This window comes from Pontibacter sp. FD36 (assembly GCF_015686655.1).
In the GTDB taxonomy this organism is placed as follows: Bacteria; Bacteroidota; Bacteroidia; order Cytophagales; family Hymenobacteraceae; genus Pontibacter.
In genome coordinates this window covers 241,054-265,314 of record NZ_JADPMP010000001.1, presented here as the reverse complement: position 1 = coordinate 265,314, position 24,261 = coordinate 241,054, and the positions used below count along the sequence as shown (strand labels likewise).

Here is a 24,261-nt window from a genome sequence, read left to right as displayed (position 1 = left end):
ATAATACAACTGCACCCCGCCTATTTTTCATAAGCTGATAGAGAAAGTATATATTTACACGGAAATAACACCCATACACGATGACTGACGAGCAGAAGCTATTCTCAGAATTCAAGCCGGCCACGGCAGACGACTGGGCGGAACGCGCAAAAAAAGACCTGCGCGAAACACCCCTCGAAAGCCTCACCTGGCAAACCTACGAAGGCATCACGATCAAGCCCTACTATACCCGCGAAGACATCAAGGACCTGCCTTTTGCGCAACATAAACCTGGAGACTTCCCTTTTCTGCGCGGCAATGCCGGTAGCGATAACAGCTGGCAGAATATCCAGAAGATAAAAGCGGAGACCAACAGCAAGATCGCCATTGACAAAGCGGCTGACGCCCTGAGCAGAGGCGCCGACGGCGTTCATTTCGTTGTGGAAGACCCGGCGACATTTGACCTTGCCTACCTGGCCGAGCTCATCGATCTGACGGCCCAGTCTGTCAGCTATACCTTGAGCAACGATCCGGCTGCGTTTTTAAAGAAGCTTTATACCTTGCTTGCAGCGCAGAACATCTCGCACCGCAACCTGAAGGGCTTCTTGAACTACGATCCGATGTCAGGTAAAGGAGTCCTGACTGAGGCAGAAAGCAAAGCCATCACCACCGTGCTCGACCTGACCAAGGATAGCAGCGACTTTTATGGCGTAACTGTCTGTGGCACCAACTTCAGTAGCATCGGCGCGTCGCTTATACAGGAGGTAGCCTATACCTTGAGTGCCGCCGTAGCTTATACCGATCGCCTCACCACAGCCGGGGAGCCGCTTGAGTCGGTGCTGCGCAACATGCAATTCTGCATGGGAGCCGGTACCAATTACTTTTTTGAAATTGCAAAGCTGCGTGCCCTGCGCCTGTTGTGGGCTGCCGTGGTGGAGGCCTACCAGGCAGAGCCAGCATTGGCCGCAAAATTGCGCATCCACACGACAACCTCTAGCTGGTACCAGACCACCCTTGACCCTTATGTGAACATGCTCCGCGTGACCACCGAGGCCATGTCGGCAGTACTTTCAGGCACTGATTCCCTAACCGTATTGCCTTTCGACAGCACTTTCAAGGACTCAGACGAGTTTTCGGAGCGCATTGCCCGCAACGTGTCCATTATCCTGAAAGAGGAATCTTACCTCGACAAGGCCGTGGATCCTGCCGCCGGCTCTTATTACCTGGACTCACTGACCAACGAACTGGCCACCAAAGCATGGGAGCTGTTCAAAGAAGTGGAAGCACAGGGAGGTTTTGAAGCCGCGTATGACAATGGCTTCATTTTAGGCACTGTCACAGAAGTAAACCGCCAGAAGTTCCGTGACATTGCCACAGGCCGCATGGTGCTGGTGGGCACCAATAAATACCCGAACCAGAAAGAAAAGATAGACTTCGACCCGGAGGAACTGATTCAACGTGCCGAGTTCGATACAACCCGCGCCGCCTACCCGACCGAGGTAATGCGCATGGCTACCGAACTGCATTTACGCAAGCGACAGCGTCGTCCAAGAGCAGTTGTGGCTGTTATCGGCAGCTCTGAGCGACAGCATGTCAATGCTACTTTTGCAAAAGAGTTCTTTAGCTGTGCCGGTTTCGATACAGAGCTGCAGCAATATAACGACCCACACGAGGCAGCCGACAGGTTGTTGCATGCAGCTGCGGAAGTAGTGGTCGTGGCTACGCCAGAAGAAACCTACGCCCGTGAGTTCGGACCAAGGCTGCGTGCGCACAAAGACAGACCAACAGTTATCATGGCAGACAATCCACAGGAGATGAAAGACGAAATGGTGGCTAATGGCTATGACGAGTTCATCTTTGAAGACTGCGATATGTCTACCATTCTGGAGCTGGTGCAGAAAAGACTAGCACGGGAAGAGGACACTAATGCGAACTAAGCACTTTGCCGCCACTCTTCTGTTAACAGGTATACTGGCAGCTTCCTGCACAACACACACGGATAAAACTGTAAAAAACGAACGCATCGCTATGGCTGACGCAATATCAGAAGTAAAACAAGCCCTCGACGGACAGGTAGCCGCCTGGAACAAAGGCGAACTGGAAAATGCCATGGACTTCTACTGGGAGTCGCCGGACATGCTCTGGATCAGCCGTAACGGTACTGAAAAAGGCTGGCAAGAAGTGCTGGAGATGTTCCAGACCGACTTCACCGACCGTAGCAAGATGGGCGAGTACACTTACGAGCCTTTACACATCGAGCAGGTTGGTCCGGAGGCCGTGTACTACGTGTATCGCTGGAAGATCGACCTGCAGGGCAAAAAGCTCATGGGCGGTGTATCGTCGCAGCTTTGGAAGAAGGTAGAAGGCCGCTGGGTCATCACCTCCGAGCACGCGAGCTGATATATTAAGTGATTGAGCGAGTTCGTGAATGGGTGGTTTTTATTTTTATTGATTTAACAAGTATTGAAAATATGGTTGAGGTAACGAATCCACAAATTAAAACAACCACTTAATCTCTCATTCACTAATTCTGTCTATCACTAAATTACTAAATGAAATAAGCAGTATGATCTAGTGGAGGATGCACTAAAAATCACCCATTCGCTAAATCACTCAATCACTCATTCAAAAAAATGAAACCTGACTTTTCGAACATAGATATCAACAAGGTCGCTAAGGCGGAGCATGGTCCGAAAGACCCGCTGAAGCCGAAGGACTGGAAAACGGCGGAGCAGATTCCGCTCAAAAGCTACTATACTGCCGAGGACGTGCAGCGCTTCGAGCACATGGATTTTGCTGCCGGCCTTCCGCCATACCTGCGCGGGCCTTACAGCACCATGTATGTGCAGAAGCCGTGGACGATCCGCCAGTACGCCGGTTTCTCCACCGCCGAAGAATCCAACGCCTTTTACCGCCGCAACCTGGCAGGTGGTCAGAAAGGCCTTTCGGTTGCCTTTGACCTGGCCACGCACCGCGGCTACGACTCAGATCACCCACGCGTAGTAGGCGATGTGGGCAAGGCCGGTGTGGCCATCGACTCTGTAGAGGACATGAAGATCCTCTTCGACCAGATTCCGCTGGACCAGATGTCGGTATCCATGACTATGAACGGAGCCGTGCTGCCGATCATGGCCTTTTACATTGTGGCAGCCGAAGAGCAGGGTGTGACGCCGGAGCAGCTGAGCGGCACCATCCAAAATGACATCCTGAAGGAGTTCATGGTGCGCAATACCTATATCTATCCGCCAGAGCCGAGTATGAAGATCATTGCAGATATCTTTGAGTATACCTCACAGAACATGCCGCGCTTCAACTCCATCTCCATTTCGGGCTACCACATGCAGGAAGCCGGCGCCACCGCCGACATTGAGCTGGCCTATACCCTGGCCGACGGCCTTGAGTATGTGCGCACGGGTCTGAAGGCAGGTATGGACATCGACGTATTTGCACCGCGCCTCTCCTTCTTTTGGGCCATTGGCATGAACCATTTCATGGAGATCGCCAAAATGCGTGCTGCCCGTATGCTGTGGGCCAAGCTGATTCAGCAGTTCAACCCGAAGAATCCGAAATCGCTGGCGCTGCGCACGCACTGCCAGACCTCTGGCTGGAGCTTAACCGAACAGGATCCTTTCAACAACGTGACCCGCACCTGCGTGGAAGCACTTGCCGCTGCCTTGGGCGGTACGCAAAGCTTGCACACCAACGCACTCGACGAGGCCATTGCGCTGCCAACCGACTTTTCGGCCCGCATTGCCCGCAACACACAGATCTACCTACAGCAGGAAACTAACATCACGAAAGTGGTAGATCCGTGGGGTGGTTCATATTATGTAGAAGCCCTCACACACGAGATCGCACACAAGGCTTGGGAACTGATTCAGGAAGTGGAAGAACTTGGCGGTATGGCCAAGGCTATCGAGACCGGTCTGCCGAAAATGCGCATCGAAGAAGCCGCCGCCCGCAAGCAGGCTCGCATCGACTCCGGTAAGGATGTGATCGTGGGGGTGAACAAATACCGCCCGGATCAGATTCAGGAAATCGACATCCTCGACATCGACAACACCGTGGTGCGTGAATCGCAGCTTCGCAGATTGGCACAGGTAAAAGAAGGCCGCGATAACCAAGCGGTAGAAGAAGCCCTTCAAGCATTGACAGTTGCTGCAGAGTCCAATGAAGGCAACCTGCTGGAGTTGGCTGTGAACGCTGCCCGCCACCGTGCTACACTGGGTGAGATATCTGACGCATTAGAGAAAATTTACGGAAGACACAAAGCTGTGATTCGATCCATATCAGGTATATACTCCGCCGAGCTCTCCGACGACGAGAACTTTGAGCGGGCCAAGGTACTGGCAGACCAGTTCGAGGAAATGGAAGGCCGCCGACCACGCATCATGGTTGCCAAAATGGGACAGGACGGTCACGACCGCGGCTCCAAGGTAATCGCCACCTCCTTCGCCGACCTCGGCTTCGACGTGGACATTGGCCCATTGTTCCAAACTCCGGCTGAAGTAGCCATGCAAGCCGCTGAAAACGACGTACACGTGGTGGGTGTATCTTCACTGGCGGCCGGTCATAAGACACTGGTTCCGCAGTTGATAGAGGAGCTCCGCAAACTGGACCGTGCAGACATCATGGTGATCGTGGGCGGTGTTATACCTGCCCAGGACTACGACTTCCTGTTCAAAGCAGGCGCAGCTGGCGTGTTTGGCCCAGGTACCATCATTTCGGTAGCGGCTCAGAATATTCTGGAGCAGTTGATCAGAGCAGTGAAGGAATAGCGTTAGGAGTTAAGAGTAAAAAGCTGCAGTCGACTTCGGTTGGCTGCAGCTTTTTTATTTCTGAGCTGAAGTTCTTTCAGACACACTCCCTGTTCTGATAGGTATACGGCACACCAGTACTTTGCCAAGGGTCTTTTTAAACCGTACCTTTGTAGCAATCACAAAACTCCGTTATGTCATCTAAATCAATAAAATACCTTCTTCTCGCTATTACCGCTGTCCTTGTCATTTACTTCATCTACGACTCCTTCTCCCAACCCAGTGTCGACGACCTGGATGGTGACTTCAAAGAGGCGGCTTTTTACCGCAACGAGAACAATACTGGTCCAATTGTCAGGATTTATGCGGTAACCGTGGCCGACACCTTGTGGCAGGAAATGGAGCAATACGGCAACTACATGCCGCACACCAAGTATGGCACCACACGCGTATACTTCTTCCTGAACAACCAGCCAGCACCAGATCAGGTACAGCCCGGACAACAGAATTTCGATCCGCAGTTTGCGCCCTATACCCTGGCCCGCTACGAGAAAGATGCTATGGGACAGGTATCATTCGTACGGCATCCATTCAGCCGTTAAATCATCTTTAAATGCTGTTTTGGCATTGCTACTTATTGATAATTAAGTAGTAACCCGCATTTAATACCGGCATATTTCTGTAGCGCATCTTCAAATTAACCGTAAAAGAGAGAATGTGTAACTTAAAATCTAGTATGCTATGAAAATGAATTGGAAAACAGCAGCTGCCTCTCTCTTTATAAGTTCAGCTTTATGTCTAACCTCATGTGGAGGGGAATCCGGGGAAAACTCGGAAATGCCACCTGAAACTATGGAAGGGGACACACAGGAAACCGGCATAGAGGGTAATGGCTATGTTATGCCTGAAGATACTGCAGGAATGGGTACCACGACTGGTACAACTACCGGAACTACAACTACCGGAACGACAACGGGCACTACCACTGGAACTACTACAGGCACTACCACCGGAGGTATGACAACTACCGGCACAACAACTACGGGCGGTACGACAGGCGGAACCACAACTGGTGGTACGACTACTGGTACAACAACAGGTATCACTACTGGTACGACCACTGGAACCACAACCGGTACTACCACGGGTACGACCACCGGTACCACGACTGGTACGACCACCGGTACTACTACCGGAACCACAACGGGAACAACGACCGGAACTACAACCGGTACAACGACTACAGGAACCACGACTGGTACAACAACCGGCACTACCACTGGAACGACTACAGGTGGTACCAACACTGGCACAACAACTGGTGGCACTACGACTGGCACAACCTCTGGAAGCACCACTGGCAACTAGTTTAACTAAGTTCTGGTTGCGGCACTTTCTAAGTTGCCGCAACCAGAATATAATTCCCACAATTCTCTACAACTGATATCAGACTATGAAAAAACAATGGACCTCACTTACTGCCGGCCTATGTCTAGGTGCAGCTTCTTTGCTGTTAACATCTTGCGGGAGCGAGAATCAGCAATCTGTACCGGATAATCAATCCATTGAAACCCGGGACATAAACAGCGATTCGCTGGAAGACAACCGGGTTGAGAACGCCAGTGGCGGTACAGGCACAGATGTCTCCGGCACCACCACAACCGGCACTACAAGCGGTAGCACAACAGGGGGCACCACGATGTAAGCCACTGTAAGTCAAATAGGTAAAAAAATCAAACGAAAAGCGGGAGGTTAATCAAACGGCCTCCTGCTTTTTTTATATTACAATAGTAATACTTCCAAACGAACAGATCGCTCCATACTATTTCAAGATTTTCCTGCAGGTATTCAGGAAACAAATAATCTTCTTGTTTTATAGCTTGTGTAATAGGTTGCATAATAGTATACTTGACCCCTTGCTTCCTTAATTCGTATGAATACAGATTCATATAAAATGTGCTGACCATGAAGCAAGGCAAATCAAAAAAATCATACTTCTTACTTAACCTGATTCTTTTGCTTTTATCTTATATTTTCGCTCCTTCCCCGGTACAGGCCCAGTACCGGCCGGAGACCGACTTACAAGAGCTTTTTCGCGATGTGCAGCTCCTCCCTGTCTTCCCGGATTCCAAAACCTTCGCCGATTGTGTGCCTCTGCAGGAACCAGCGCATATTTTACAGGCTTACCGGGAGCAACGTGCGCAGCCTGGCTTCGATTTGAAGGGGTTCGTATTGGAGCATTTCCTGTTGCCGACGCAGCCTTCTTCTAATTTCACGACCGACACCAGCCTCTCCGTAACAGCGCATATACGACAGCTCTGGCCTGTGCTCACCCGCATGCCCGACGAAAGTGGCGGTTCGCTACTGTCCCTCCCCCATGCCTATGTGGTGCCGGGAGGCCGCTTTCAGGAAATCTACTACTGGGATAGCTTCTTCACCATGCTGGGGTTGCAGGTAAGCGGCGAGAAAGCCTTGATCCAGCACATGGTCGACAATTTCACGCACCTCATCCATACCACCGGTCATATACCGAACGGCAACCGCAGCTATTACCTCAGCCGCTCCCAACCACCCTTTTACGCACTGATGCTGCACCTGCTCACCCAGGAGATGGGCCGTGATGTGTTGGTGAAATATGCCTCCGCACTCCGAAAAGAATACGCGTTCTGGATGGATGGCGCCGAGCAGCTTAGCCCTGCCAACCCGACTCACCGCCGGGTAGTGCTGTTGCCGGATGGCAGTATTCTCAACCGCTACTGGGACGACCAACCAGCTCCGCGCCCTGAGGCTTACAAAGAAGACGTGCACATCGCCCAGGAGTCGGGGAGGCAGCCGGAGGAGGTATACCGCCACATCAGAGCCGCCGCCGAGTCGGGCTGGGACTTCAGCAGCCGCTGGTTCTCCGACAAGCAAAGCCTGAGCACGATCCATACCACCGACATTCTGCCTGTAGACCTCAACTCGCTGCTCTTCCACATGGAGCTGACGCTGGCAGAGATGGCCGAACTGGAGCGAGACCCTGCCGGAGCTCGACTATACCGCCAGAAAGCTAAGGCCCGCCGTAAAGCAGTGCTCCAGCACATGTGGCACGAGGCAGACGGCTTCTTCTACGATTATGACTTTGTGCAGGGCACCACGACCAACATCCCGACACTAGCCGCTGTTTACCCGCTTTACTTTTGCATGGCCAAGCGCCGCCAGGCAGCTGCCGTGGCTGAGCGCCTGCAAAGCAGCTTCCTGAAGCCCGGTGGACTCGCCACTACTTTGGTGCACACCGACCAGCAATGGGATGCGCCGAACGGCTGGGCACCGCTTCAGTGGATGAGCATACAGGCACTGCGCAACTACAATCATCAGGATTTGGCCCGCACTATTGCAACCCGATGGATTACCCTCGGCACCGAAGTACACGAAAACACAGGCAAAATGGTAGAGAAGTATAATGTAGAGAACCTCGAACTCGAAGCAGGTGGCGGGGAGTACCCTAACCAGGATGGCTTTGGGTGGACCAACGGTGTGTTTCTCAAACTGATAGCATTATACCCTGAACTACGCCCGATCGCCGAACGACAGCCTGCCATGTTGCAAAGCCGATAAGCTATACCTGGTCTGCAGCGCAATTATAGGATAGGTATAGCGTTTCACAAATCAGGTATAGCTGGCACTTGCTATACCTGATTTGCAGATTGATCCGGAAACTGGCACTCAGTTTGCAACAGGAGCGTTATATCTATAAAATCGCTTATGAAGCAGCTTAGACATATCCTTGTAGCTACCACTCTGTTGCTGTGCAGTTTTACAGCTTTTGCACAGGGTGAAACAGCCAACTGGTACTTCGGCAAAGGAGCCGGATTGGTTTTTAGAGGCGACAGCGTAACGGCAGTTGCCAATAGCAGACTGCATACCGAAGAAGGCAGCGCCTCCATCTCCGACAAAGAGGGCAATCTGCTGTTCTATACTAATGGCATTACGGTCTGGAATAAGCATCATCGGGTGATGCCAAACGGTAACGGCCTGATGGGCATGAAGTCCTCCACGCAATCTGCTCTGATTATACCGAAGCCAGCGAACGACAGCGTCTTTTACATCTTCACGACCGACATACAGGCACAGTCCAATGGCTTGCGCTACAGCGTGGTGAACATGAACAAGGACGAAGGCAACGGTGCTATCACGGCACGTAACGTGTTCATGATCGCACCGGCCACTGAGAAGCTCACCGCCATACGCCACAGCAACAACCGCGACTGGTGGGTGATTGCGCACCGCTGGAACAGCAATGCCTACATGGCCTACCTGGTGACGGCTGATGGCGTGAACATGGAGCCCGTGATGACCAACGTGGGCACGGTGCACGGCGGCGCTCACCGGAAAGCGATTGGTTATTTAGTACCATCACCGGATGGAACCAGACTGGCAGCGGCCCTGTGGGATAGTGATAGCAATTTTGAGGTGCTCCGTTTTGACCGCAGTACCGGTGAGGTATCTGACCCTATTCTGTTGAAAGGCTACGAAGAAGCCTATGGCGTGTGTTTCTCTCCAGATGGCACGAAGCTGTATGGCACTGCTAACGGTAAAGGCGGCGGCAAAGCACAGATTATACAGTTTGACCTGCAGGCTGGTGATGAAGCGGCTATTGCCAAGTCAGCTGTTGTTGTGGGTACTTCCGGCAGTCCGCGTATAGGCGCCATACAACTCGGGCAGGATGGCAAAATGTATGTAGCCCGTCAGGACAACATTCATCTGGGCGTAATCAACAAACCGAACGCTTTGGGCAAAGAGAGCGGCTATGTAGACATGGGACTACACCTCGGTGGGCGCAAAAGCGACCTCGGTCTGCCAAACTTCCCGCAAGGTATACGGTCTGGTGCGGCAAGGTCTGCTAATGTAAAGTGAGGTATAAAATAGTGATTAACGGAGCCGGGCAGTTTGTCCGGCTTTTTTGTTTCGTACAAATAGCTGGCTCGGTAACGCATAAATTCTAAATTTGTAATACAATCGATTCTATACCTAAAGCTATACCGCCTTGGCAAAACGTTTCAGCGCTGAAAAGTATGTAGAGGGCATCCTGGCCGGTGACCGGGTCATGTTGAGTCGCGCCATCACACTCGTGGAAAGCCGGCTGGCCTCCGACCTGGATCTGGCGCAGGACGTCATCAACCAGGTGCTGCCACATGCCGGTAAGTCGGTGCGCATAGGTATAACCGGTGTGCCAGGCGTGGGTAAGAGCACTTTCATTGAAGCCTTTGGCAATCACCTGATTCAGGAGCAGGGTAAAAAGCTGGCTGTACTCGCCATCGACCCCACCTCACAACGCACTGGCGGCAGTATACTCGGCGACAAGACCCGAATGGAGTCGCTCTCTGTTAATCCGCAGGCTTTTATCCGCCCCTCTCCTGCCGGCAAGTCGCTGGGCGGTGTGACCCGCAGCACCCGCGAATCGATTATCCTCTGCGAAGCGGCCGGTTTTGACGCCATCATTGTGGAAACGGTTGGGGTAGGCCAATCCGAAACGGCTGTGCACGCCATGGTCGATTTTTTCCTACTGCTCATGCTGGCCGGTGCCGGCGACGAACTGCAAGGCATCAAGCGCGGCATCATGGAGATGGCCGACGCCATAGCCATTACCAAAGCTGACGGTGAAAATGCCATGAAAGCCAAAGCAGCCCGTGCCGAGTACCAGAACGCCCTGCACTTATACCCTATGGCTGCCTCCGGCTGGCTACCGAAAGTATCTGTGTGTTCGGCAATGGAGCAAACCGGCCTCGATACGATCTGGCAAACGATAGCCGCATACCTAGAGCTAACCCGGCAGAACGGCTTTTTTGAAAGAAAACGCCACGACCAGAACCTGCAGTGGATGTACGAAGCCATACGACAAGGATTGGAGGATAACTTCTATGCACATCAGCAGGTAAAGGACCAACTGCCAGGTATAGCCGATCAGGTAAAGGAAGGAAGAAAGTCGGCTTTTGCAGCGGCGTCGGAGCTGCTGAAGCTGGTATAAGACACAAAAAAAAACAGCCGATACATCACTGTACCGGCTGCTCTTCATCAATAAGTAAATTTATCGGGCCTCTTCTAAAGTAACTTTAGCCCACTTGCATATCCCCCCCAGCGGAGGGTTAAACTTATATACATTAATTTTGACGGACTGCACAAACGGGAAACGCTCATAGATCTTATCAATGATCCGGTGCCCCAGGTGCTCCAGCAGGCGGGCCGGGACTTTCATCTCTTCCAGCGCCAGTGCGTACAACACTTCGTAATTTACTGTCTCACCCAGGTCGTCGCTTTCGGCGGCACGGCGCAAATCAGTTTCGATAAGCAGGTCAATGCCGTACTTGTTGCCGATCTTCTGCTCCTCGTCGTAAAAACCGTGGAAGGCGAAGAATTCCATCCCCTCTAATGCAATCTGTCCCATTAGCCTCTGACTAACCTATCTCGTCAAAGAAAGAACCTGCTGGTTTCGGCTGGCGGCTCTGTGCCCAGTCAGCCAGGCTATTGCGCGAAGGCTCTGTCATAGGCGGCTGTATCTCTGGCTGATCAGGTTTTACAGGCTGTATTTCAGGTATAGGCTGCTCAATTTCAGGGCCAGGTATAGTACCCGGGTAGTCCGGCTTTGGCGGCTCGATCTCCGGAGATGGCACGTCTGGCACAGGAGTAACCGGATTTGGTATTTCCGGATGCGGCTGCGTTACGTCCGGAGCCGGATCGCCAAATGGCTCATAACTATTGCTGCTCGTAATGGCAGGTGTATTGTTAACAGCTGTGGCCGTAGCCTCAGGCAGTTGTATAGGTCTGTTTGTCGTTGTTTCCATATCTTTCAGGTTACGCAGCAGTTCGGGCTGTTCTACCCGAAGTTCTGCCGCTCTTGAAAGAATACTGGCTGTACTGGCTTTAGGTTTTGACTTTGTTTTTTCAGCTTTTTCCAACGCCTCATTGGCCAGATTGCGCAGGTCACGCACCATACTCTCCAGGTACGACTCCATGCGCTGGTAGTCCTGCTCCAGGGCCTTTACTTCCTGCTGCATCTCGCTCACCATTTGCTCAGCTTGTTTCTTGCTATCCTCCAACACCATGCGGGCCTGGTTGCGGGCAGTGTTCAAAAGCTGATCGGCTTGCAGCTGCGCCTCCCGGATCTTAAGCTCCGACGACTTGTTCGCCTGCTCCAAAATAGAGTTGCCTGTGTCTTCAGCCGTTTTCAGTGTTTTGTATAAAGAAGATTCCACCTCGCGCAGCTTCTGCGTCTCGCGGTGAGCCGCCTCCAGCTTGTTACGAAGGTCTTTGTTCTCATCGAGCAACTTTTCCCACTGCTGCGATAAGGTCAGCAAAAAAGCATTTACTTCGTCCTTGTCAAGCCCTCTAAATGCCTTCTCAAATGTTTTTTGTCTGATTTCTAAGGGTGTAATCTTCATGATCCAAACTGAATTTTATATCCCACACCGAAATGGTGCGGTCATCACTACACGAAACTAACTGATTCTGATGAGCCGACCAAAATAATTTGTTGACAGAGGTGCCATGGCTCGCGTTTCGGACTTTGTCAATAACCTTGAGTAGTTTAAAGGTCTGCGCGTCCCATACTTTTATGGACTTATCCATGCTGCAAGTGGCGAAATAACGCCCGTCTGGACTATAGGTTATGTGATTGACGGTGTACATGTGGGCGATCACATAACCACGCTCCTTGTATTTTTCCTGTACCTGCCATACCCGAAGGTGGGCATCGCGCCCCGCCGTGAGCAGCAGCGAGTCATCTGGAGAGTAAACGAGCGTAAACACGGAGTTGGTATGTGCCGGCAGTTCGTGCTTTAGTTCCATGGTGGCGGCATCAAACACCCGCACCAGGTTGTCGCTATACCCAGCCGCCAGCTCGTTGGTTGTTTTGTTGTAGGCCAGGCAGCGCACGCTCTGATCCGATTTGCGCACCATGCTGCGTAGTTCAAAGTCATCAGCCCCGATCACGGCTATACCTCCGTTGCCCAGCCCCACGTATACCTGTCCTGTGCCCGGCACATAGGCGATATCGAAAATCGGTACTTTGGGCAAGGCTACTGACTTGTGAATGGCTTTGCTTTTGAGATCAATCACTTGCAAGCCTTCCAGGTTCTGCCCGATCAGGAGTAGGTTCTGCTCCGGCATAAACCGCAAGGCGTATACCGAAGTAGTGACCTTCGCTATCAGTTCACCGTTCTCGGGCTGATTCAAATCCCAGGCGGCCACCATGCCGTCGCTGCCTGCCGAATAAACGGTGGCAGGCGCAGCACCGCCCTCCAGGGTATACACACAATCGCGGTGGCCTGTCAGGGTGGCTACTTTCTGTACTTGTATCTTGCTGGCCATCTCTTCTATCTGTTACGCTTAATTTTAGCTAAATTTACAACAAATGCGGCGAACCCTTTCGTTGCCGACCAAAAATTACCACTATGCCGCTGCTCCAGACCCGTGAACTTGACGCCCATACCCTGCTGGGCGTGTGGCTTCTCGACGAAGCCCCGGAGGCACTGCGCCCTCTGTTGCCGGCCCATCTTATACCTGACGAAAACCTGCAACTCGCACACCCTAGGCGGCAGCGCGAATGGCTGGCAAGTCGCGCATTAGTTTACCAGTTGCTGCAGCAGTTCACCTCTGAGCCGCTGCCTTTGCTGCGCGACGCCACCGGCAAGCCTGTGTTTGCAGAGTCTCAATTTCAGCTTTCCATCACACACTCTCCTCGTCTAGCGGCCGTCATTCTATCTGAAAAATACGATGTTGGCATAGATATTGAACAGGTGAGTGCAAAAGCGTTGCGGGTAGCCGACAAGTTTCTGACTGAGCAGGAAAAGGTCTTTACCGCTGCTGATGAACAGCAGACTTGTTTGTACTGGAGCGCCAAAGAAACATTGTACAAGATGTACAGCCAAAAACAGCTTATTTTTAAGGAGAACCTCTTGGTGGAGCCGTCTCATGGCCCTGAAAACAACTTATTGCAGGGGCACGTAATTACCGATAATTTTTCTAAATTGTACCAGATCCATCACGAAGTGCTTCACAATCACGTACTCACTTATAGTGTAGATCGCTGATCCAACTTATACTCACCTAAACAAACAAACATGAAATATCTGGCTTCTTTTGTCGTAGCATTCCTGGTCACGGCCAGTGTATTTGCGCAGGGCAGCTACCAACTGGGCAGCAAAGTGGCTGACTTCTCCCTCAAGGACGGGCAGGGCAATGCTGTTTCGCTCAGCGATTATGCGAATAGCAAAACAGTAGTAGTTGTGTTCACGGACAATCAATGCCCGTATGCGAAGCTGTACGAGAACCGACTTGTGACACTATCGAGCACGTATGCGGCCCGAGGTGTACAGTTTATATTCATTAACCCCGGTGTTGGTGCGGGCGAAGGCAGCGATACCAGACAAGATCTTGCGGCCAAGAATTACAGCTTCCCATACCTGGCAGACGAAGGCCAGCGCATCAGCCAGAAGTTCGGAGCCACTAAAACGCCCGAGGTATTCGTGCTACACAACACAGGCAGTGACTTCGTGCTGAAGTATAAAGGCGCGATAGATGACAGTCCGCAGGTAGAGAGCGGCGTGCGTAACAATTACCTCAAAACCGTGATTGACGAAGTGCTAGCTAACAAAAACGTGAGCACCTCTGACAAGCGTGCAACCGGTTGTATGATCAAACGCTATTAAGCAGACTGATACCGAATATTATTTACTCATTGCTAAAGACATTCCCAGGTATAGCTAAAATCTGATCCGCTATACTTGAGAGCACAAAACGAAAAGGCCAATTCCATAAGGAATCGGCCTTCTTTGTTTTTATCATGTACTTGTCTGGCAAAGTTAGCGAAACCAGGCAGCGGCTAAGGGTTATATCGTTGGATCGTCGTCTGTGATAGCCGTCAAGAGTTTGGTTACTTCAGTTGCCTTTTCCAAATCGTTGGTCTTCTCAAACGAGAACGCCAGGTTGCGCAACGCCCGCTTTACAATCTCAATGTTGGAGCAGGGCTCGTAAAAAATGTCTACCGGGTTCAGATTAAGTTGCACGATGTAGTTATCGATATCTGCTTTCGACAGCATGAGGCCCTTGTTATACACGTTGATGTAGAATTGCACATCGCCCAGTTTATAGGTCAGAATGAAGAGGTTCGGCAGATTGACACCGTATACTGGCATCCCGAGGCGCTGCGCAATGGTCATGTAGATGACACACAGCGTGAGCGGGTTTCCGCGCCTTGTCTCCAGCGCCAGGTGCATCATGGAGTTCGACGGTGAATGGAAATTCTTAGTATTGGCCGAGAACTTTTTGTCACGGAACAGTGAGTTGTTCAGCGACTTCACCTGGTCATAAGGGTGCATATTCTCCTTCATACTCGTCCAGGCGTCGAAGTACAGCTGGTCCAGCGCTTTTGACAGCGTTGCCAGTTCCACATCCGGATAAAGGTAGGTATTCACCAACCACATGCCTTCAACCAAATCCAGTCCTCCATGCTCTTTCCAGTCCTTGATGCGCTGCAAAAGGCCATCAAATTGCAAATTATGGATCAGATCTTCAATCCTTTTCTGCAGGTCCGAGTTCAGGGTTTCCTCCCATTCCTCTTCCAGAAAGGGAATAATGCTTTCGCCCAGCGACACAATCTTCTGCTCTACATGCGACGCGACCTCATAATCTATATCATCCAACAGCGAGATCAGCGCCTTTATCTCCTTCTTTGTCAAAATAATGCGTAATGATTAATGAGTAATTATTAATGATGAATGAATAATGAATAGTGAGTAATTAGTAATGAATTTTTTGTTTAGGGAATCATCTGATTCTTCCAGAAGACCTTAGAATAGAAAATAGAATCTTACTTATTTCTACGTAAGCCTGATGCACCGAGTCGAAACTTTCTTTATCCAAATACTCCGTAGCATATAGTAAGCGTAACCAATAACTCGTTTCCTGTGCTTCTTTGTAAGCTATGCTCATCTTGGCTGAGAAGTCGGCAGTGGAGATACCTCCTATTGCTTCTTCGACATTTGCCCCAATAGAAGTTCCACTTCGCAAAAGCTGTTTCGTAAGTACGTACTCCTTATTTTCTCGACTTAATTTCTTACACAGCAGTACGATCTGCACTGCAAAATCGAATGTTTTGTTTTGAATGATGTTTGTTTTCTTTTCCATTCTGCTGTTTTAAACTTCACTTTAAATTCAGCATTCCTAAAAGAAGTTCAAACTATGCGGAAATAATGATTAATGAGTAATGAATAGTGATGAGTGAATAGGAGGTGATGAATGTAATGTCCTAATAATTAAGAATTCTTCATCCTTTATTAACCATTCGCCACGTTCAATTACTAATTTCTAATTAATCATTATTCACTCGTCATTACTCATTACTAACCAAAATCACGTTTGAATGACACCTACGTTATAAGGCTTCTCGATTGGCGCATGGTTGGCGGCTTCTATACCCATGGAGATAACTTTGCGCGTCTCCAGCGGGTCGATGATGCCGTCTATCCACAGGCGGGCTGCGGCGTAGTATGGCGACAACTCCTCGTTATACTTGGCCGTGATGCGCTCCAGTAACTCTTTCTCGGCCTCCGGCGTAATCTCCTCTCCTTTTGCTTTCAGGGCAGAAACCTGAATCTGCAACAGGGTGTTGGCCGCTGCAGCACCACTCATCACCGCCAGCTGCGCCGATGGCCAGGCGTAGATCAGGCGTGGGTCGTAGGCTTTGCCGCACATGGCGTAGTTGCCAGCACCGTAACTGTTGCCCAAGATGATCGTGAACTTCGGCACAACCGAGTTAGCCATGGCATTCACCATTTTGGCCCCGTCTTTAATGATGCCACCGTGCTCAGCCTTGCTGCCTACCATAAAGCCTGACACGTCATGCAGGAACACCAGCGGAATTTTCTTTTGGTTGCAGTTCATGATAAACCGGGCAGCCTTGTCAGCCGAGTCAGAGTAAATCACGCCCCCCATTTGCATTTCGCCTTTCTTGCTCTTCACGATCTTGCGCTGGTTAGCCACAATGCCTACTGCCCAACCATCGATACGGCCCAGTCCGCAAATCAGTGACTGACCATACAGCTCTTTGTAAGGCTCAAATTCAGAGTTGTCGACCAAACGGTTGATGATGTCCATCATGTCGTATGGCTTGGTGCGGTCGGCTGGCAGCATACCGTAAATCTCTTTCTCGTCGAGTTTCGGAGCAGCAGGTTCTACACGGCTGAAACCAGCTTTTGGGTTGTCGCCCATTTTGTCGAAAATGGTGCGGATATGATCCAGCGCCTCTTTATCGTCTTTGCACTTGTAATCGGTTACGCCCGATATCTCGCAGTGGGTAGATGCCCCACCCAGTGTTTCGTTGTCAATGGTCTCGCCGATGGCTGACTTTACCAGGTAAGAACCGCCCAGGAACACGGAACCAGTTCCTTCTACAATCAGGGCCTCGTCGCTCATGATCGGCAGGTACGCACCGCCGGCCACGCAGCTTCCCATGATAGCAGCAATCTGCACGATACCCATCGAGCTCATCACAGCATTGTTTCGGAACATGCGTCCAAAGTGCTCTTTGTCCGGGAAGATTTCATCCTGCATCGGCAGGAACACACCGGCGCTATCTACCAGGTATACGATAGGCAGTTTGTTCTCAATAGAGATTTCCTGTGCTCGCAGGTTTTTCTTGGCTGTGATCGGGAACCAGGCACCGGCTTTCACGGTCGCATCGTTGGCTACTACCACGCACTGGCGGCCTTTGATGTAACCTATACCTGTCACCACGCCGCCGCTTGGGCAGCCGCCTACTTCCTGGTACATACCTTCGCCTGCAAAAGCTCCTACTTCCAGGAACTCCGTTCCTTCGTCGAGCAGGTAGTCGATGCGTTCGCGGGCTGTCATTTTACCTTTGGCATGCTCTTTTGCGATGCGCTTCTCGCCGCCGCCCAGGTGTACTTTCTTCAGTTTGCTTTTCAGCTGGAAACTCAGCTGTTTGAGAGAGTCTTCGTTCTTATTGAATTCGATATCCATGAAGGGGTTATTATAAATAAGGGGACTACTTACAATGAAAAATCCGCTTTAGGGGCGGATTTCACAAATATACAATTTTTATAAGATGCACTATTGCCTTTTTGTGGTGTCAGCAGGTACTACCTCTACAGAGTCTGGAGCAGGGCGACGAAACTCATCCGGGTTGGCGTCCTGCATCTCCTTTACCTCCTCCAGTGTGATTACACGGCCCGTGGCATCCACCTTATACCTGTCTTTGCGGCCAATGAGCGAGAACTGCACATAGCGTTTCGGGTATGCCTGTATATCACGCAGCAACAGGTTGAGCGCTTCTGTGGAGCGGTTCATGTTCTGATACAGCTCCTCGTCGTTCATCAGGCGGCCCAAAGAGCCTTGGTTTGAATTGAGTTTGGCGATAGTTGTTTCCAGCTCGTTCACAGCTGAGTTGGCATCGCGCACCAGTTTCTTAATTTCCACCTGCTTGAGCGTATCTGTGATCTCAGTCATGTTTAAAGCAAGCCGATCGATGTTCTTTTGTGTCTGCTTCAGAGCTGAGGTAAGTTGACTCAGGTTGCCAGTGATCTGATTGATATTGCGCTGGTTCTCGCGTAGAATGTCGTTGATCATCTCCGTGGTCTTGTTGGAGTTGGCCAGGATCTGTTGAATATTGCCCTTCGCTTCGCTGTCAAGCAGTCGGTTAACGCGGGCCAGGGTGGTATCTACCTTGTCGATCACCGGCACCGACTTAGAAGAGATCATGTCGGCGATGCTGGTTTCTTTAAAAGCGATCAGTTCTTCACCGCCATCAAACATCTGGGTGCTGTTGCGCAGGTGCAATGTGATGGCTTTGCTACCCAAAAGGTCAGAGTTGCCGAGGCTGGCGATGGTGGAGTCTCCGATCTGGAGATCTTTCCGCACCTCAATATCTACGCGTACCATGTTACCACGATCAGTGAGCAGCGTCATATCCTTAACCTGCCCTACTTGTATGCCATTCAGAATAACAGGATTAGAGGGTGTCAGGCCATCTACATTGTCATACACTACATGGTAGGTGTTAGATTTAGAGAAAATCGAGGATCCTTTCAGGAAGTCATACCCGAAATACAGTATCAGAATTGCCACTATACCTAGCAGGGCAACTTTAATTTCTTTCGATAGTTTCACGTAGGTGAGTTTGCTTTTTGCATTAGTTCATGGCCTCCAGCTCTTGCTTGTATTCTTTGAAGGCTCGGTATATGCCTGATGCCATATACGTCTGACCTGTTTTATCGTTAAGGAATTTTTCTTCGGCGGGGTTTGTGAGGAAACCTGCCTCAATAAGCACACTCGGCATGTAGGATTTCCAGAGCACCAGGAATCCCGCCTGCTTCACGCCACGGCTTGTGCGACCAACCCGATTTTTAAATTCGTTTTCGATCTTTTGAGCGAATCGCAGGCTGTTGTCGATGTAGGCACTCTGGTGCAGGGCAAACATGATGTGGCTCTGTGGGGAGTTCGGGTCAAATCCGCCGTATTTCTCCTTGTAGTCATCCTCCTGCAGAATTACAGCGTTCTCCCGCTTGGCTACCGCCAGGTTGCCACTGGTGGTGTGGAGTCCCATGGTATAGGTCTCGGTACCGAAAGCGGAAGGCGGTCCAGCGTTGAGGTGGATAGAGATGAACAGGTCCGCGTTGTTCTTGTTGGCAATTCCGGCACGGTCGATCAACTCCACGAAGGTATCATCCTTGCGGGTGTAAACAACTTTCACGTCAGGCACGTTCTTCTCAATTAACGCTCCAACCTGCAGCGCTAACTTCAAGGCTACATCAGCCTCATGTGAAACTTTGCCGTTACAGCCTATGTCTTTGCCGCCATGACCCGCATCGATTACTACCGTGCGCAGCTTGTATGCCTTACGGTATTCGAGCTTGCTGGAAGAGAGTAGAAGTAAACTTAGGGCCAGAACTGAAATAGTAACAATATTTCTCACAACGCTCGTTAGTTAAAAGTTAAAAACAATAACTTTGTACAAAATAAATAAAACTTTAGGGAAGTCTGAAGAAGTTGCGCTACATTTTGATTTTTTTGCTGCTGGTGCAGCTCGCCGTACTTTCTGCCCAGCCTGTACTGGGTCAGCGGGTGCGCCGCCCCACCACGACAGCTACGCCAAAAGACACTGTCAACATCTCGCCGCCTCAGGATTCGCTTGTGGTTCCCGCACCACAGGGCGACATCGAGACGACAATCAATTATTCTGCCAGAGATTCCATCCTCTTTGAGGTAGACCGTAAGGTAGTGCACCTGTACGGCGATGCCAAAATTGACTATGGCACCATGGAACTGGCGGCTGCCTACATCCAGATCGATTACGACCTCAACACCCTAACCGCTACCACTCTGGTGGACTCCACAGGCCAGGAGACTGGTACTCCGGTATTTAGAGACGGGGCAGAGAGTTATGCAGCCAAGCGTATCGCCTATAACTACAAAACCAGACGAGGCCGGATCTCTGAAGTAGTAACGCAACAAGGCGAAGGGTATATACATTCCGAGGTGGTGAAAAAAAATGAGGCAAACGAGATTTTCGGTCTGCACAACAAGTATACTACCTGTAACCTGGAGCACCCGCACTTCTACATCAGCGCCGGCAAGATCAAGGCTATACCAAACGATAAGATCATGTCGGGTCCTTTTAACCTTGTGATCGCCGACATACCGACGCCGCTCGGCTTTTTGTTCGGCCTCTTCCCGACGCCGAAGAACAAACGCTCGTCCGGCGTGATCATGCCGACCTTCGGCGAATCACGTGCCCGTGGCTTTTACCTGAGCAATGGCGGTTATTACCTCGCCCTGAACGACTACATCGGCACCCGCATCACCGGCGATATCTACTCACTGGGCGGATACAAGGTAACGGTTGACAACACTTACATCAAACGCTACTCCTACCGTGGCAACTTCAACATCAGCTACGACTACTTTAAAAATGACGAAGCTGATGTTGCGGATCCGAACCGCTCTACGAATAGTCTGAGTGGCCTCCCGCCTACGCAGAAAACAGCTTTCGTAACCTGGTCACACAGCCCGGTGCAGAAGCCTGGCCGCGGTCGCTTTACAGCCAATGTGCGGGCAGGTAGCAGTCAGCACAACCGGGTGAACTTCAATAACCCGAACAACTACCTGACACCGACTTTCAACTCGACAATCACTTACCAGAAGAACATTCAGAACACGCCTTTCAGCTACACCGCTACGCTGAGCCAGGGGCAGAACAATGGTGGCTTTACGGCAGACGGCAGGCCGGCTCCTACCATCATGCGCTTCACGCTGCCTGACCTTAACTTTGCCATGACACAGATGAGCTTGTATGAGCTCTTCTCGGACAATGTGCCTACTGGCAAGTGGTATGAAAACTTTACCTTCGGCTACAATGTGCGGGCCCGCAACGAGGTATCGAACCAGGTAGTAGCCCGTAGGCTAAACAATTTGCCTGTTATTGATGGCACCGCCAGGGATACTTCTTTTGCGCTCAACTTCGACAACCTCGATCGCCTCTGGAAGAACGGCCGTAAAAGCGCTGATCATAACTTCACGATCGGTTTGGGTAACTATAAAATATTCCGCTTTTTCAACCTGACGCCGAACGTGAATTACCGTGAGTCATGGTTCGACAACAAACTGACCTATACCTATGACGACGAGCAGCAGGCAGTGCGCATCGACACGGCAAGCTTTGGCAGGGTATACGAGTACGGTGCCGGTGCCTCACTCAACACGACCGTGTACGGTACCGTGCAGTTTCCTAAGAGCAAGCGGGTAGAGGCCATCCGCCATACCATGATCCCAAGCATCAGCTATGGCTACCGCCCTAACTTCGGCGACGAGAACCGCTTCGGTTTCACGCAAACAACCCAGGTAGGTATAGACTCGCTGACGAACCAGCCCATTTTCCAGACCCTGCCACGCTTCAATGGAAACGTGCCTTCAGGGGGCTTGCAAAGCAGCCTGAGTATGCAGATCAACAACCGTGTGGAGATGAAAGTGCGCTCGCGCAGTGACTCCACAGAGGCTAAGTCTGAGAAGGTGAGCCTGATCGACAACCTGAATATAGGAGGTTCCTATAACCTGGCAGCTGACTCTATGAGGCTCTCCAATATAAACGTTAGCATGAACACGCGCCTGTTCCAGGTGTTTGATGTAAACTTTACATCTACCTTCAGTCCTTACCAACTCAACCCAGCAGGTGACCGTGCTATTGATCGCTACATGCTGGAAGGGCCTGGTTTTAAACTGGCCAGGCTAACCAATGCTAACCTGAGTGTACGGGCCAATTTTAACCCGGCGGCGCGGTCTACCAACGTGCCCCCTCCCACTAACCTGCCCGGCATGCTGAACCCGAACGACCAGTTTTTGCCGGATTACGTGGACTTCAACATTCCATGGACGCTGAACCTGGACTATACCATTTTCTATGCTCCGGCCACCGGTACACAGACACAGCCAAGCCTGACACAGAACATCGGTATGCAAGGCACCCTGAACCTGACCGACAAGTGGAAGTTTGGCTACATGGCCGGGTATGACTTCACGAACCAGAACATTTCCAACGCCAGCATCGATATCTACCGCGACCTGCACTGCTGGGAGATGAGCATCGGCTGGCGACCATTTGGTCTGATGCGCGGCTACAACGTGACCATCAACGCACGATCTGCCCTGCTGCGCGACCTGCGCCTGACCAGAAACAGATCAGGCATGAACTTCAGATAAACTCCGAACAGCCACTCCAGAAAATTGGGTGGCTGTTTTTGTTTTGATTTTTATAATTTTGAATCAAACTCAAACCAGCATCCTATGTCTGTTCATAAAAGCGACGTAAAAAAAGTAACCACGCACCAGCTGCAGAATATGAAAGAGCGCGGTGAGAAAATCTCCATGCTCACGGCTTACGACTATTCCATGGCCACCATTCTGGACGCTGCCGGCGTTGACGTGCTACTCGTTGGCGACTCTGCCTCCAATGTAATGGCCGGGCATGAGACAACGCTCCCTATTACGCTGGACCAAATGATCTACCATGCCTCTTCAGTAATCCGCGGTGTGAACCGTGCTTTTGTGGTGGTGGACCTACCGTTCGGCTCTTACCAGGGCAACTCTTCAGAAGCGCTGCGCTCTACTATCCGCATTATGAAGGAGTCGGGTGCACACGGCATCAAGCTGGAAGGCGGTGCTGAGATCAAAGAATCGATCATCCGTATTCTGAGCGCTGGTGTGCCGGTGATGGGCCACCTGGGCCTGACCCCACAGTCCATCTACAAGTTCGGCACCTACACCGTGCGGGCGAAAGAAGAAGCAGAGGCTCAAAAGCTGATCGACGATGCGCTCCTGCTACAGGAATTAGGCTGTTTCTCAATTGTTCTGGAGAAGATCCCTTCGGAGCTGGCAAAACGTGTAGCCGAAAAGCTGCAGATTCCAATCATAGGTATAGGCGCCGGTCCGCACGTGGATGGACAGGTGCTGGTAGTGCACGACATGCTGGGAATCAACAAGGAGTTCAAACCCCGTTTCCTGCGTCGCTACGCCGACCTGCACACTATCATGACTGACGCGGTGCAGAACTACGTGAAAGACGTAAAAAGCAAAGACTTCCCGAACGACAAAGAAGCGTATTAATGAATGAATAATGGTTAATGAGTAATGACTAATGATGAATAATTACTTCATTAAGAGTTGTTCATTGACCTTTCTGACCATCTCCTTAATTATTCATTCATCATTATTCATTATTAAAAGCCTATGGCTTTGCTCGATGTTCTTTTTGAGGATAACCATGTGCTGGTAGTAAATAAGCCGGCTGGCTTACTGGTGCATGGAGATGAAACAGGCGACGAATGCCTCGCCGACCTGGCCAAGGCCTATATCAAAGAGAAGTATAACAAGCCGGGTAACGTGTACATTGGTGTGGTGCACCGCCTTGACAGACCTGTGAGCGGTGTCGTGCTGCTTGCAAAAACTTCCAAAGCTCTCACCCGTCTCAACGAGCTCTTCCGAAGCAAAAAGACTATCAAGACCTATTGGGCCATCGTGCTCAACAGGCCAGCTATACCTGAGCAGACGCTCGTGCACTGGCTCATCAAGGACAGCAGTCGCAATGTGACCAAGGCTTATGCGCGTGAGAATAAAAGCGGCCTACGCTCTGAACTAAGTTATCGCCTGGTGGGGCAGCATGATAACAATTACCTGCTGGAGGTAAATCCTGTTACCGGTCGCCCGCACCAGATCCGAGTGCAACTGGCCTCTATGAACTGCCCCATTGTCGGTGACCTGAGGTATGGCGCCAGCAAACCACTACCCGACAAGAGTATCGCCCTGCATGCCCGCAGCCTCCAATTTGAGCACCCTACCCTCAAAACCATGGTTAAAGTTACTGCCCCACTGCCGGCGGCTCCTATCTGGAAACCGTTTTTATAATGAGTAGTGATTAATGACTAATGAATCATAGCAACAAATGATAATGAGTAAGCAATGGGAACCTTGGTTATACCTT

22 protein-coding genes are annotated in these 24,261 nt (G+C 50.9%); 14 read left to right on the top strand and 8 right to left on the bottom strand.

Annotated features, from left to right (window positions below):
- Positions 1 to 80: 80 nt before the first annotated feature.
- The 9 genes from I0P70_RS01150 to meaB all read left to right on the top strand — a co-directional run bounded on the left by I0P70_RS01150 (position 81) and on the right by meaB (position 10,743).
- A complete protein-coding gene (locus I0P70_RS01150; RefSeq protein ID WP_196114378.1) occupies positions 81 to 1,916 on the top strand; it encodes a methylmalonyl-CoA mutase subunit beta in 1,836 nt (611 codons plus the stop codon).
- 91 nt (positions 1,917 to 2,007) lie between these two features.
- Positions 2,008 to 2,379, top strand: coding sequence for a DUF4440 domain-containing protein (locus I0P70_RS01145; RefSeq protein ID WP_230391920.1), 372 nt, complete (start codon positions 2,008 to 2,010; stop codon positions 2,377 to 2,379).
- A 233-nt stretch (positions 2,380 to 2,612) separates the two neighbouring features.
- Positions 2,613 to 4,757 carry a methylmalonyl-CoA mutase gene (gene scpA / locus I0P70_RS01140; RefSeq protein WP_196114376.1) on the top strand — a complete coding sequence of 715 codons (2,145 nt, stop codon included), beginning with the start codon at positions 2,613 to 2,615 and terminating at the stop codon, positions 4,755 to 4,757.
- Positions 4,758 to 4,930: 173 nt separating this feature from the next.
- Complete coding sequence (locus I0P70_RS01135) at positions 4,931 to 5,338, top strand: hypothetical protein (protein ID WP_196114375.1); 408 nt, start codon at positions 4,931 to 4,933, stop codon at positions 5,336 to 5,338.
- A gap of 250 nt (positions 5,339 to 5,588) precedes the next feature.
- On the top strand, positions 5,589 to 6,104 hold the full coding sequence (locus I0P70_RS01130; RefSeq protein WP_230391919.1) for a hypothetical protein: 516 nt from the start codon (positions 5,589 to 5,591) through the stop codon (positions 6,102 to 6,104).
- Between the two features lie 85 nt (positions 6,105 to 6,189).
- Positions 6,190 to 6,441: a hypothetical protein gene (locus I0P70_RS01125; RefSeq protein ID WP_196114373.1), complete on the top strand. Its 252-nt coding sequence runs from the start codon at positions 6,190 to 6,192 to the stop codon at positions 6,439 to 6,441.
- Between the two features lie 311 nt (positions 6,442 to 6,752).
- Positions 6,753 to 8,333 (top strand): alpha,alpha-trehalase TreF, encoded by a 1,581-nt coding sequence (gene treF / locus I0P70_RS01120; protein ID WP_230391918.1) that lies wholly within the window; start codon positions 6,753 to 6,755, stop codon positions 8,331 to 8,333.
- A gap of 147 nt (positions 8,334 to 8,480) precedes the next feature.
- Positions 8,481 to 9,632 carry a PD40 domain-containing protein gene (locus I0P70_RS01115; protein ID WP_196114371.1) on the top strand — a complete coding sequence of 384 codons (1,152 nt, stop codon included), beginning with the start codon at positions 8,481 to 8,483 and terminating at the stop codon, positions 9,630 to 9,632.
- A 130-nt stretch (positions 9,633 to 9,762) separates the two neighbouring features.
- Positions 9,763 to 10,743: a methylmalonyl Co-A mutase-associated GTPase MeaB gene (meaB, locus tag I0P70_RS01110; RefSeq protein WP_196114370.1), complete on the top strand. Its 981-nt coding sequence runs from the start codon at positions 9,763 to 9,765 to the stop codon at positions 10,741 to 10,743.
- 60 nt (positions 10,744 to 10,803) lie between these two features.
- Here meaB and folB read toward each other — a convergent pair whose 3' ends face one another.
- From folB to I0P70_RS01095, 3 genes are read right to left on the bottom strand one after another with little or no spacing between them, the layout of a single operon-like run.
- Positions 10,804 to 11,160, bottom strand: a complete 357-nt coding sequence (folB, locus tag I0P70_RS01105) for a dihydroneopterin aldolase (protein WP_196114369.1) — start codon at positions 11,158 to 11,160, stop codon at positions 10,804 to 10,806.
- A 10-nt stretch (positions 11,161 to 11,170) separates the two neighbouring features.
- Positions 11,171 to 12,154, bottom strand: a complete 984-nt coding sequence (locus I0P70_RS01100; protein WP_196114368.1) for a DivIVA domain-containing protein — start codon at positions 12,152 to 12,154, stop codon at positions 11,171 to 11,173.
- Positions 12,114 to 13,082 (bottom strand): WD40 repeat domain-containing protein, encoded by a 969-nt coding sequence (locus I0P70_RS01095; protein WP_196114367.1) that lies wholly within the window; start codon positions 13,080 to 13,082, stop codon positions 12,114 to 12,116. Before I0P70_RS01095 ends, I0P70_RS01100 begins: the two co-directional genes overlap by 41 nt.
- Before the next feature lie 83 nt (positions 13,083 to 13,165).
- Here I0P70_RS01095 and I0P70_RS01090 point away from each other — a divergent pair, with 83 nt between their 5' ends.
- Together I0P70_RS01090 and I0P70_RS01085 are read left to right on the top strand one after the other, a co-directional pair.
- On the top strand, positions 13,166 to 13,804 hold the full coding sequence (locus I0P70_RS01090; protein ID WP_196114366.1) for a 4'-phosphopantetheinyl transferase superfamily protein: 639 nt from the start codon (positions 13,166 to 13,168) through the stop codon (positions 13,802 to 13,804).
- 30 nt (positions 13,805 to 13,834) lie between these two features.
- On the top strand, positions 13,835 to 14,422 hold the full coding sequence (locus tag I0P70_RS01085; protein WP_196114365.1) for a thioredoxin family protein: 588 nt from the start codon (positions 13,835 to 13,837) through the stop codon (positions 14,420 to 14,422).
- A gap of 180 nt (positions 14,423 to 14,602) precedes the next feature.
- On the opposite strand, the gene I0P70_RS01080 is transcribed toward I0P70_RS01085, so the two are convergent.
- From I0P70_RS01080 to I0P70_RS01060, 5 genes are all read right to left on the bottom strand, one after another.
- On the bottom strand, positions 14,603 to 15,451 hold the full coding sequence (locus I0P70_RS01080) for a transglutaminase-like domain-containing protein (protein ID WP_196114364.1): 849 nt from the start codon (positions 15,449 to 15,451) through the stop codon (positions 14,603 to 14,605).
- Positions 15,452 to 15,539: 88 nt separating this feature from the next.
- Positions 15,540 to 15,899 (bottom strand): four helix bundle protein, encoded by a 360-nt coding sequence (locus I0P70_RS01075; RefSeq protein ID WP_196114363.1) that lies wholly within the window; start codon positions 15,897 to 15,899, stop codon positions 15,540 to 15,542.
- A gap of 225 nt (positions 15,900 to 16,124) precedes the next feature.
- Positions 16,125 to 17,753: an acyl-CoA carboxylase subunit beta gene (locus tag I0P70_RS01070; RefSeq protein WP_007657462.1), complete on the bottom strand. Its 1,629-nt coding sequence runs from the start codon at positions 17,751 to 17,753 to the stop codon at positions 16,125 to 16,127.
- 90 nt (positions 17,754 to 17,843) lie between these two features.
- The gene (locus I0P70_RS01065; RefSeq protein WP_196114362.1) at positions 17,844 to 18,899 is read right to left on the bottom strand and encodes an MlaD family protein; all 1,056 of its coding nucleotides are present in this window, start codon (positions 18,897 to 18,899) and stop codon (positions 17,844 to 17,846) included.
- A gap of 22 nt (positions 18,900 to 18,921) precedes the next feature.
- On the bottom strand, positions 18,922 to 19,704 hold the full coding sequence (locus I0P70_RS01060; protein WP_076420581.1) for an N-acetylmuramoyl-L-alanine amidase: 783 nt from the start codon (positions 19,702 to 19,704) through the stop codon (positions 18,922 to 18,924).
- A gap of 74 nt (positions 19,705 to 19,778) precedes the next feature.
- Here I0P70_RS01060 and I0P70_RS01055 point away from each other — a divergent pair, with 74 nt between their 5' ends.
- The 3 genes from I0P70_RS01055 to I0P70_RS01045 all read left to right on the top strand — a co-directional run bounded on the left by I0P70_RS01055 (position 19,779) and on the right by I0P70_RS01045 (position 24,185).
- Positions 19,779 to 22,484: a putative LPS assembly protein LptD gene (locus tag I0P70_RS01055; RefSeq protein ID WP_196114361.1), complete on the top strand. Its 2,706-nt coding sequence runs from the start codon at positions 19,779 to 19,781 to the stop codon at positions 22,482 to 22,484.
- An 84-nt stretch (positions 22,485 to 22,568) separates the two neighbouring features.
- Positions 22,569 to 23,387, top strand: coding sequence for a 3-methyl-2-oxobutanoate hydroxymethyltransferase (gene panB / locus I0P70_RS01050; RefSeq protein WP_196114360.1), 819 nt, complete (start codon positions 22,569 to 22,571; stop codon positions 23,385 to 23,387).
- A 123-nt stretch (positions 23,388 to 23,510) separates the two neighbouring features.
- The gene (locus I0P70_RS01045; protein ID WP_196114359.1) at positions 23,511 to 24,185 is read left to right on the top strand and encodes an RluA family pseudouridine synthase; all 675 of its coding nucleotides are present in this window, start codon (positions 23,511 to 23,513) and stop codon (positions 24,183 to 24,185) included.
- Positions 24,186 to 24,261 lie beyond the last annotated feature (76 nt).

Excerpts from the sequence above, each read along its gene's own strand:
- I0P70_RS01150 (WP_196114378.1), top strand. The coding sequence starts at position 81 with ATGACTGACGAGCAGAAGCTATTCTCAGAATTCAAGCCGGCCACGGCA.
- I0P70_RS01145 (WP_230391920.1), top strand. The coding sequence starts at position 2,008 with ATGGCTGACGCAATATCAGAAGTAAAACAAGCCCTCGACGGACAGGTA.
- scpA (WP_196114376.1), top strand. The coding sequence starts at position 2,613 with ATGAAACCTGACTTTTCGAACATAGATATCAACAAGGTCGCTAAGGCG.
- I0P70_RS01135 (WP_196114375.1), top strand. The coding sequence starts at position 4,931 with ATGTCATCTAAATCAATAAAATACCTTCTTCTCGCTATTACCGCTGTC.
- I0P70_RS01130 (WP_230391919.1), top strand. The coding sequence starts at position 5,589 with ATGGAAGGGGACACACAGGAAACCGGCATAGAGGGTAATGGCTATGTT.
- I0P70_RS01125 (WP_196114373.1), top strand. The coding sequence starts at position 6,190 with ATGAAAAAACAATGGACCTCACTTACTGCCGGCCTATGTCTAGGTGCA.
- I0P70_RS01115 (WP_196114371.1), top strand. The coding sequence starts at position 8,481 with ATGAAGCAGCTTAGACATATCCTTGTAGCTACCACTCTGTTGCTGTGC.
- folB (WP_196114369.1), bottom strand. The coding sequence starts at position 11,160 with ATGGGACAGATTGCATTAGAGGGGATGGAATTCTTCGCCTTCCACGGT.
- I0P70_RS01100 (WP_196114368.1), bottom strand. The coding sequence starts at position 12,154 with ATGAAGATTACACCCTTAGAAATCAGACAAAAAACATTTGAGAAGGCA.
- I0P70_RS01095 (WP_196114367.1), bottom strand. The coding sequence starts at position 13,082 with ATGGCCAGCAAGATACAAGTACAGAAAGTAGCCACCCTGACAGGCCAC.
- I0P70_RS01090 (WP_196114366.1), top strand. The coding sequence starts at position 13,166 with ATGCCGCTGCTCCAGACCCGTGAACTTGACGCCCATACCCTGCTGGGC.
- I0P70_RS01085 (WP_196114365.1), top strand. The coding sequence starts at position 13,835 with ATGAAATATCTGGCTTCTTTTGTCGTAGCATTCCTGGTCACGGCCAGT.
- I0P70_RS01075 (WP_196114363.1), bottom strand. The coding sequence starts at position 15,899 with ATGGAAAAGAAAACAAACATCATTCAAAACAAAACATTCGATTTTGCA.
- I0P70_RS01070 (WP_007657462.1), bottom strand. The coding sequence starts at position 17,753 with ATGGATATCGAATTCAATAAGAACGAAGACTCTCTCAAACAGCTGAGT.
- panB (WP_196114360.1), top strand. The coding sequence starts at position 22,569 with ATGTCTGTTCATAAAAGCGACGTAAAAAAAGTAACCACGCACCAGCTG.
- I0P70_RS01045 (WP_196114359.1), top strand. The coding sequence starts at position 23,511 with ATGGCTTTGCTCGATGTTCTTTTTGAGGATAACCATGTGCTGGTAGTA.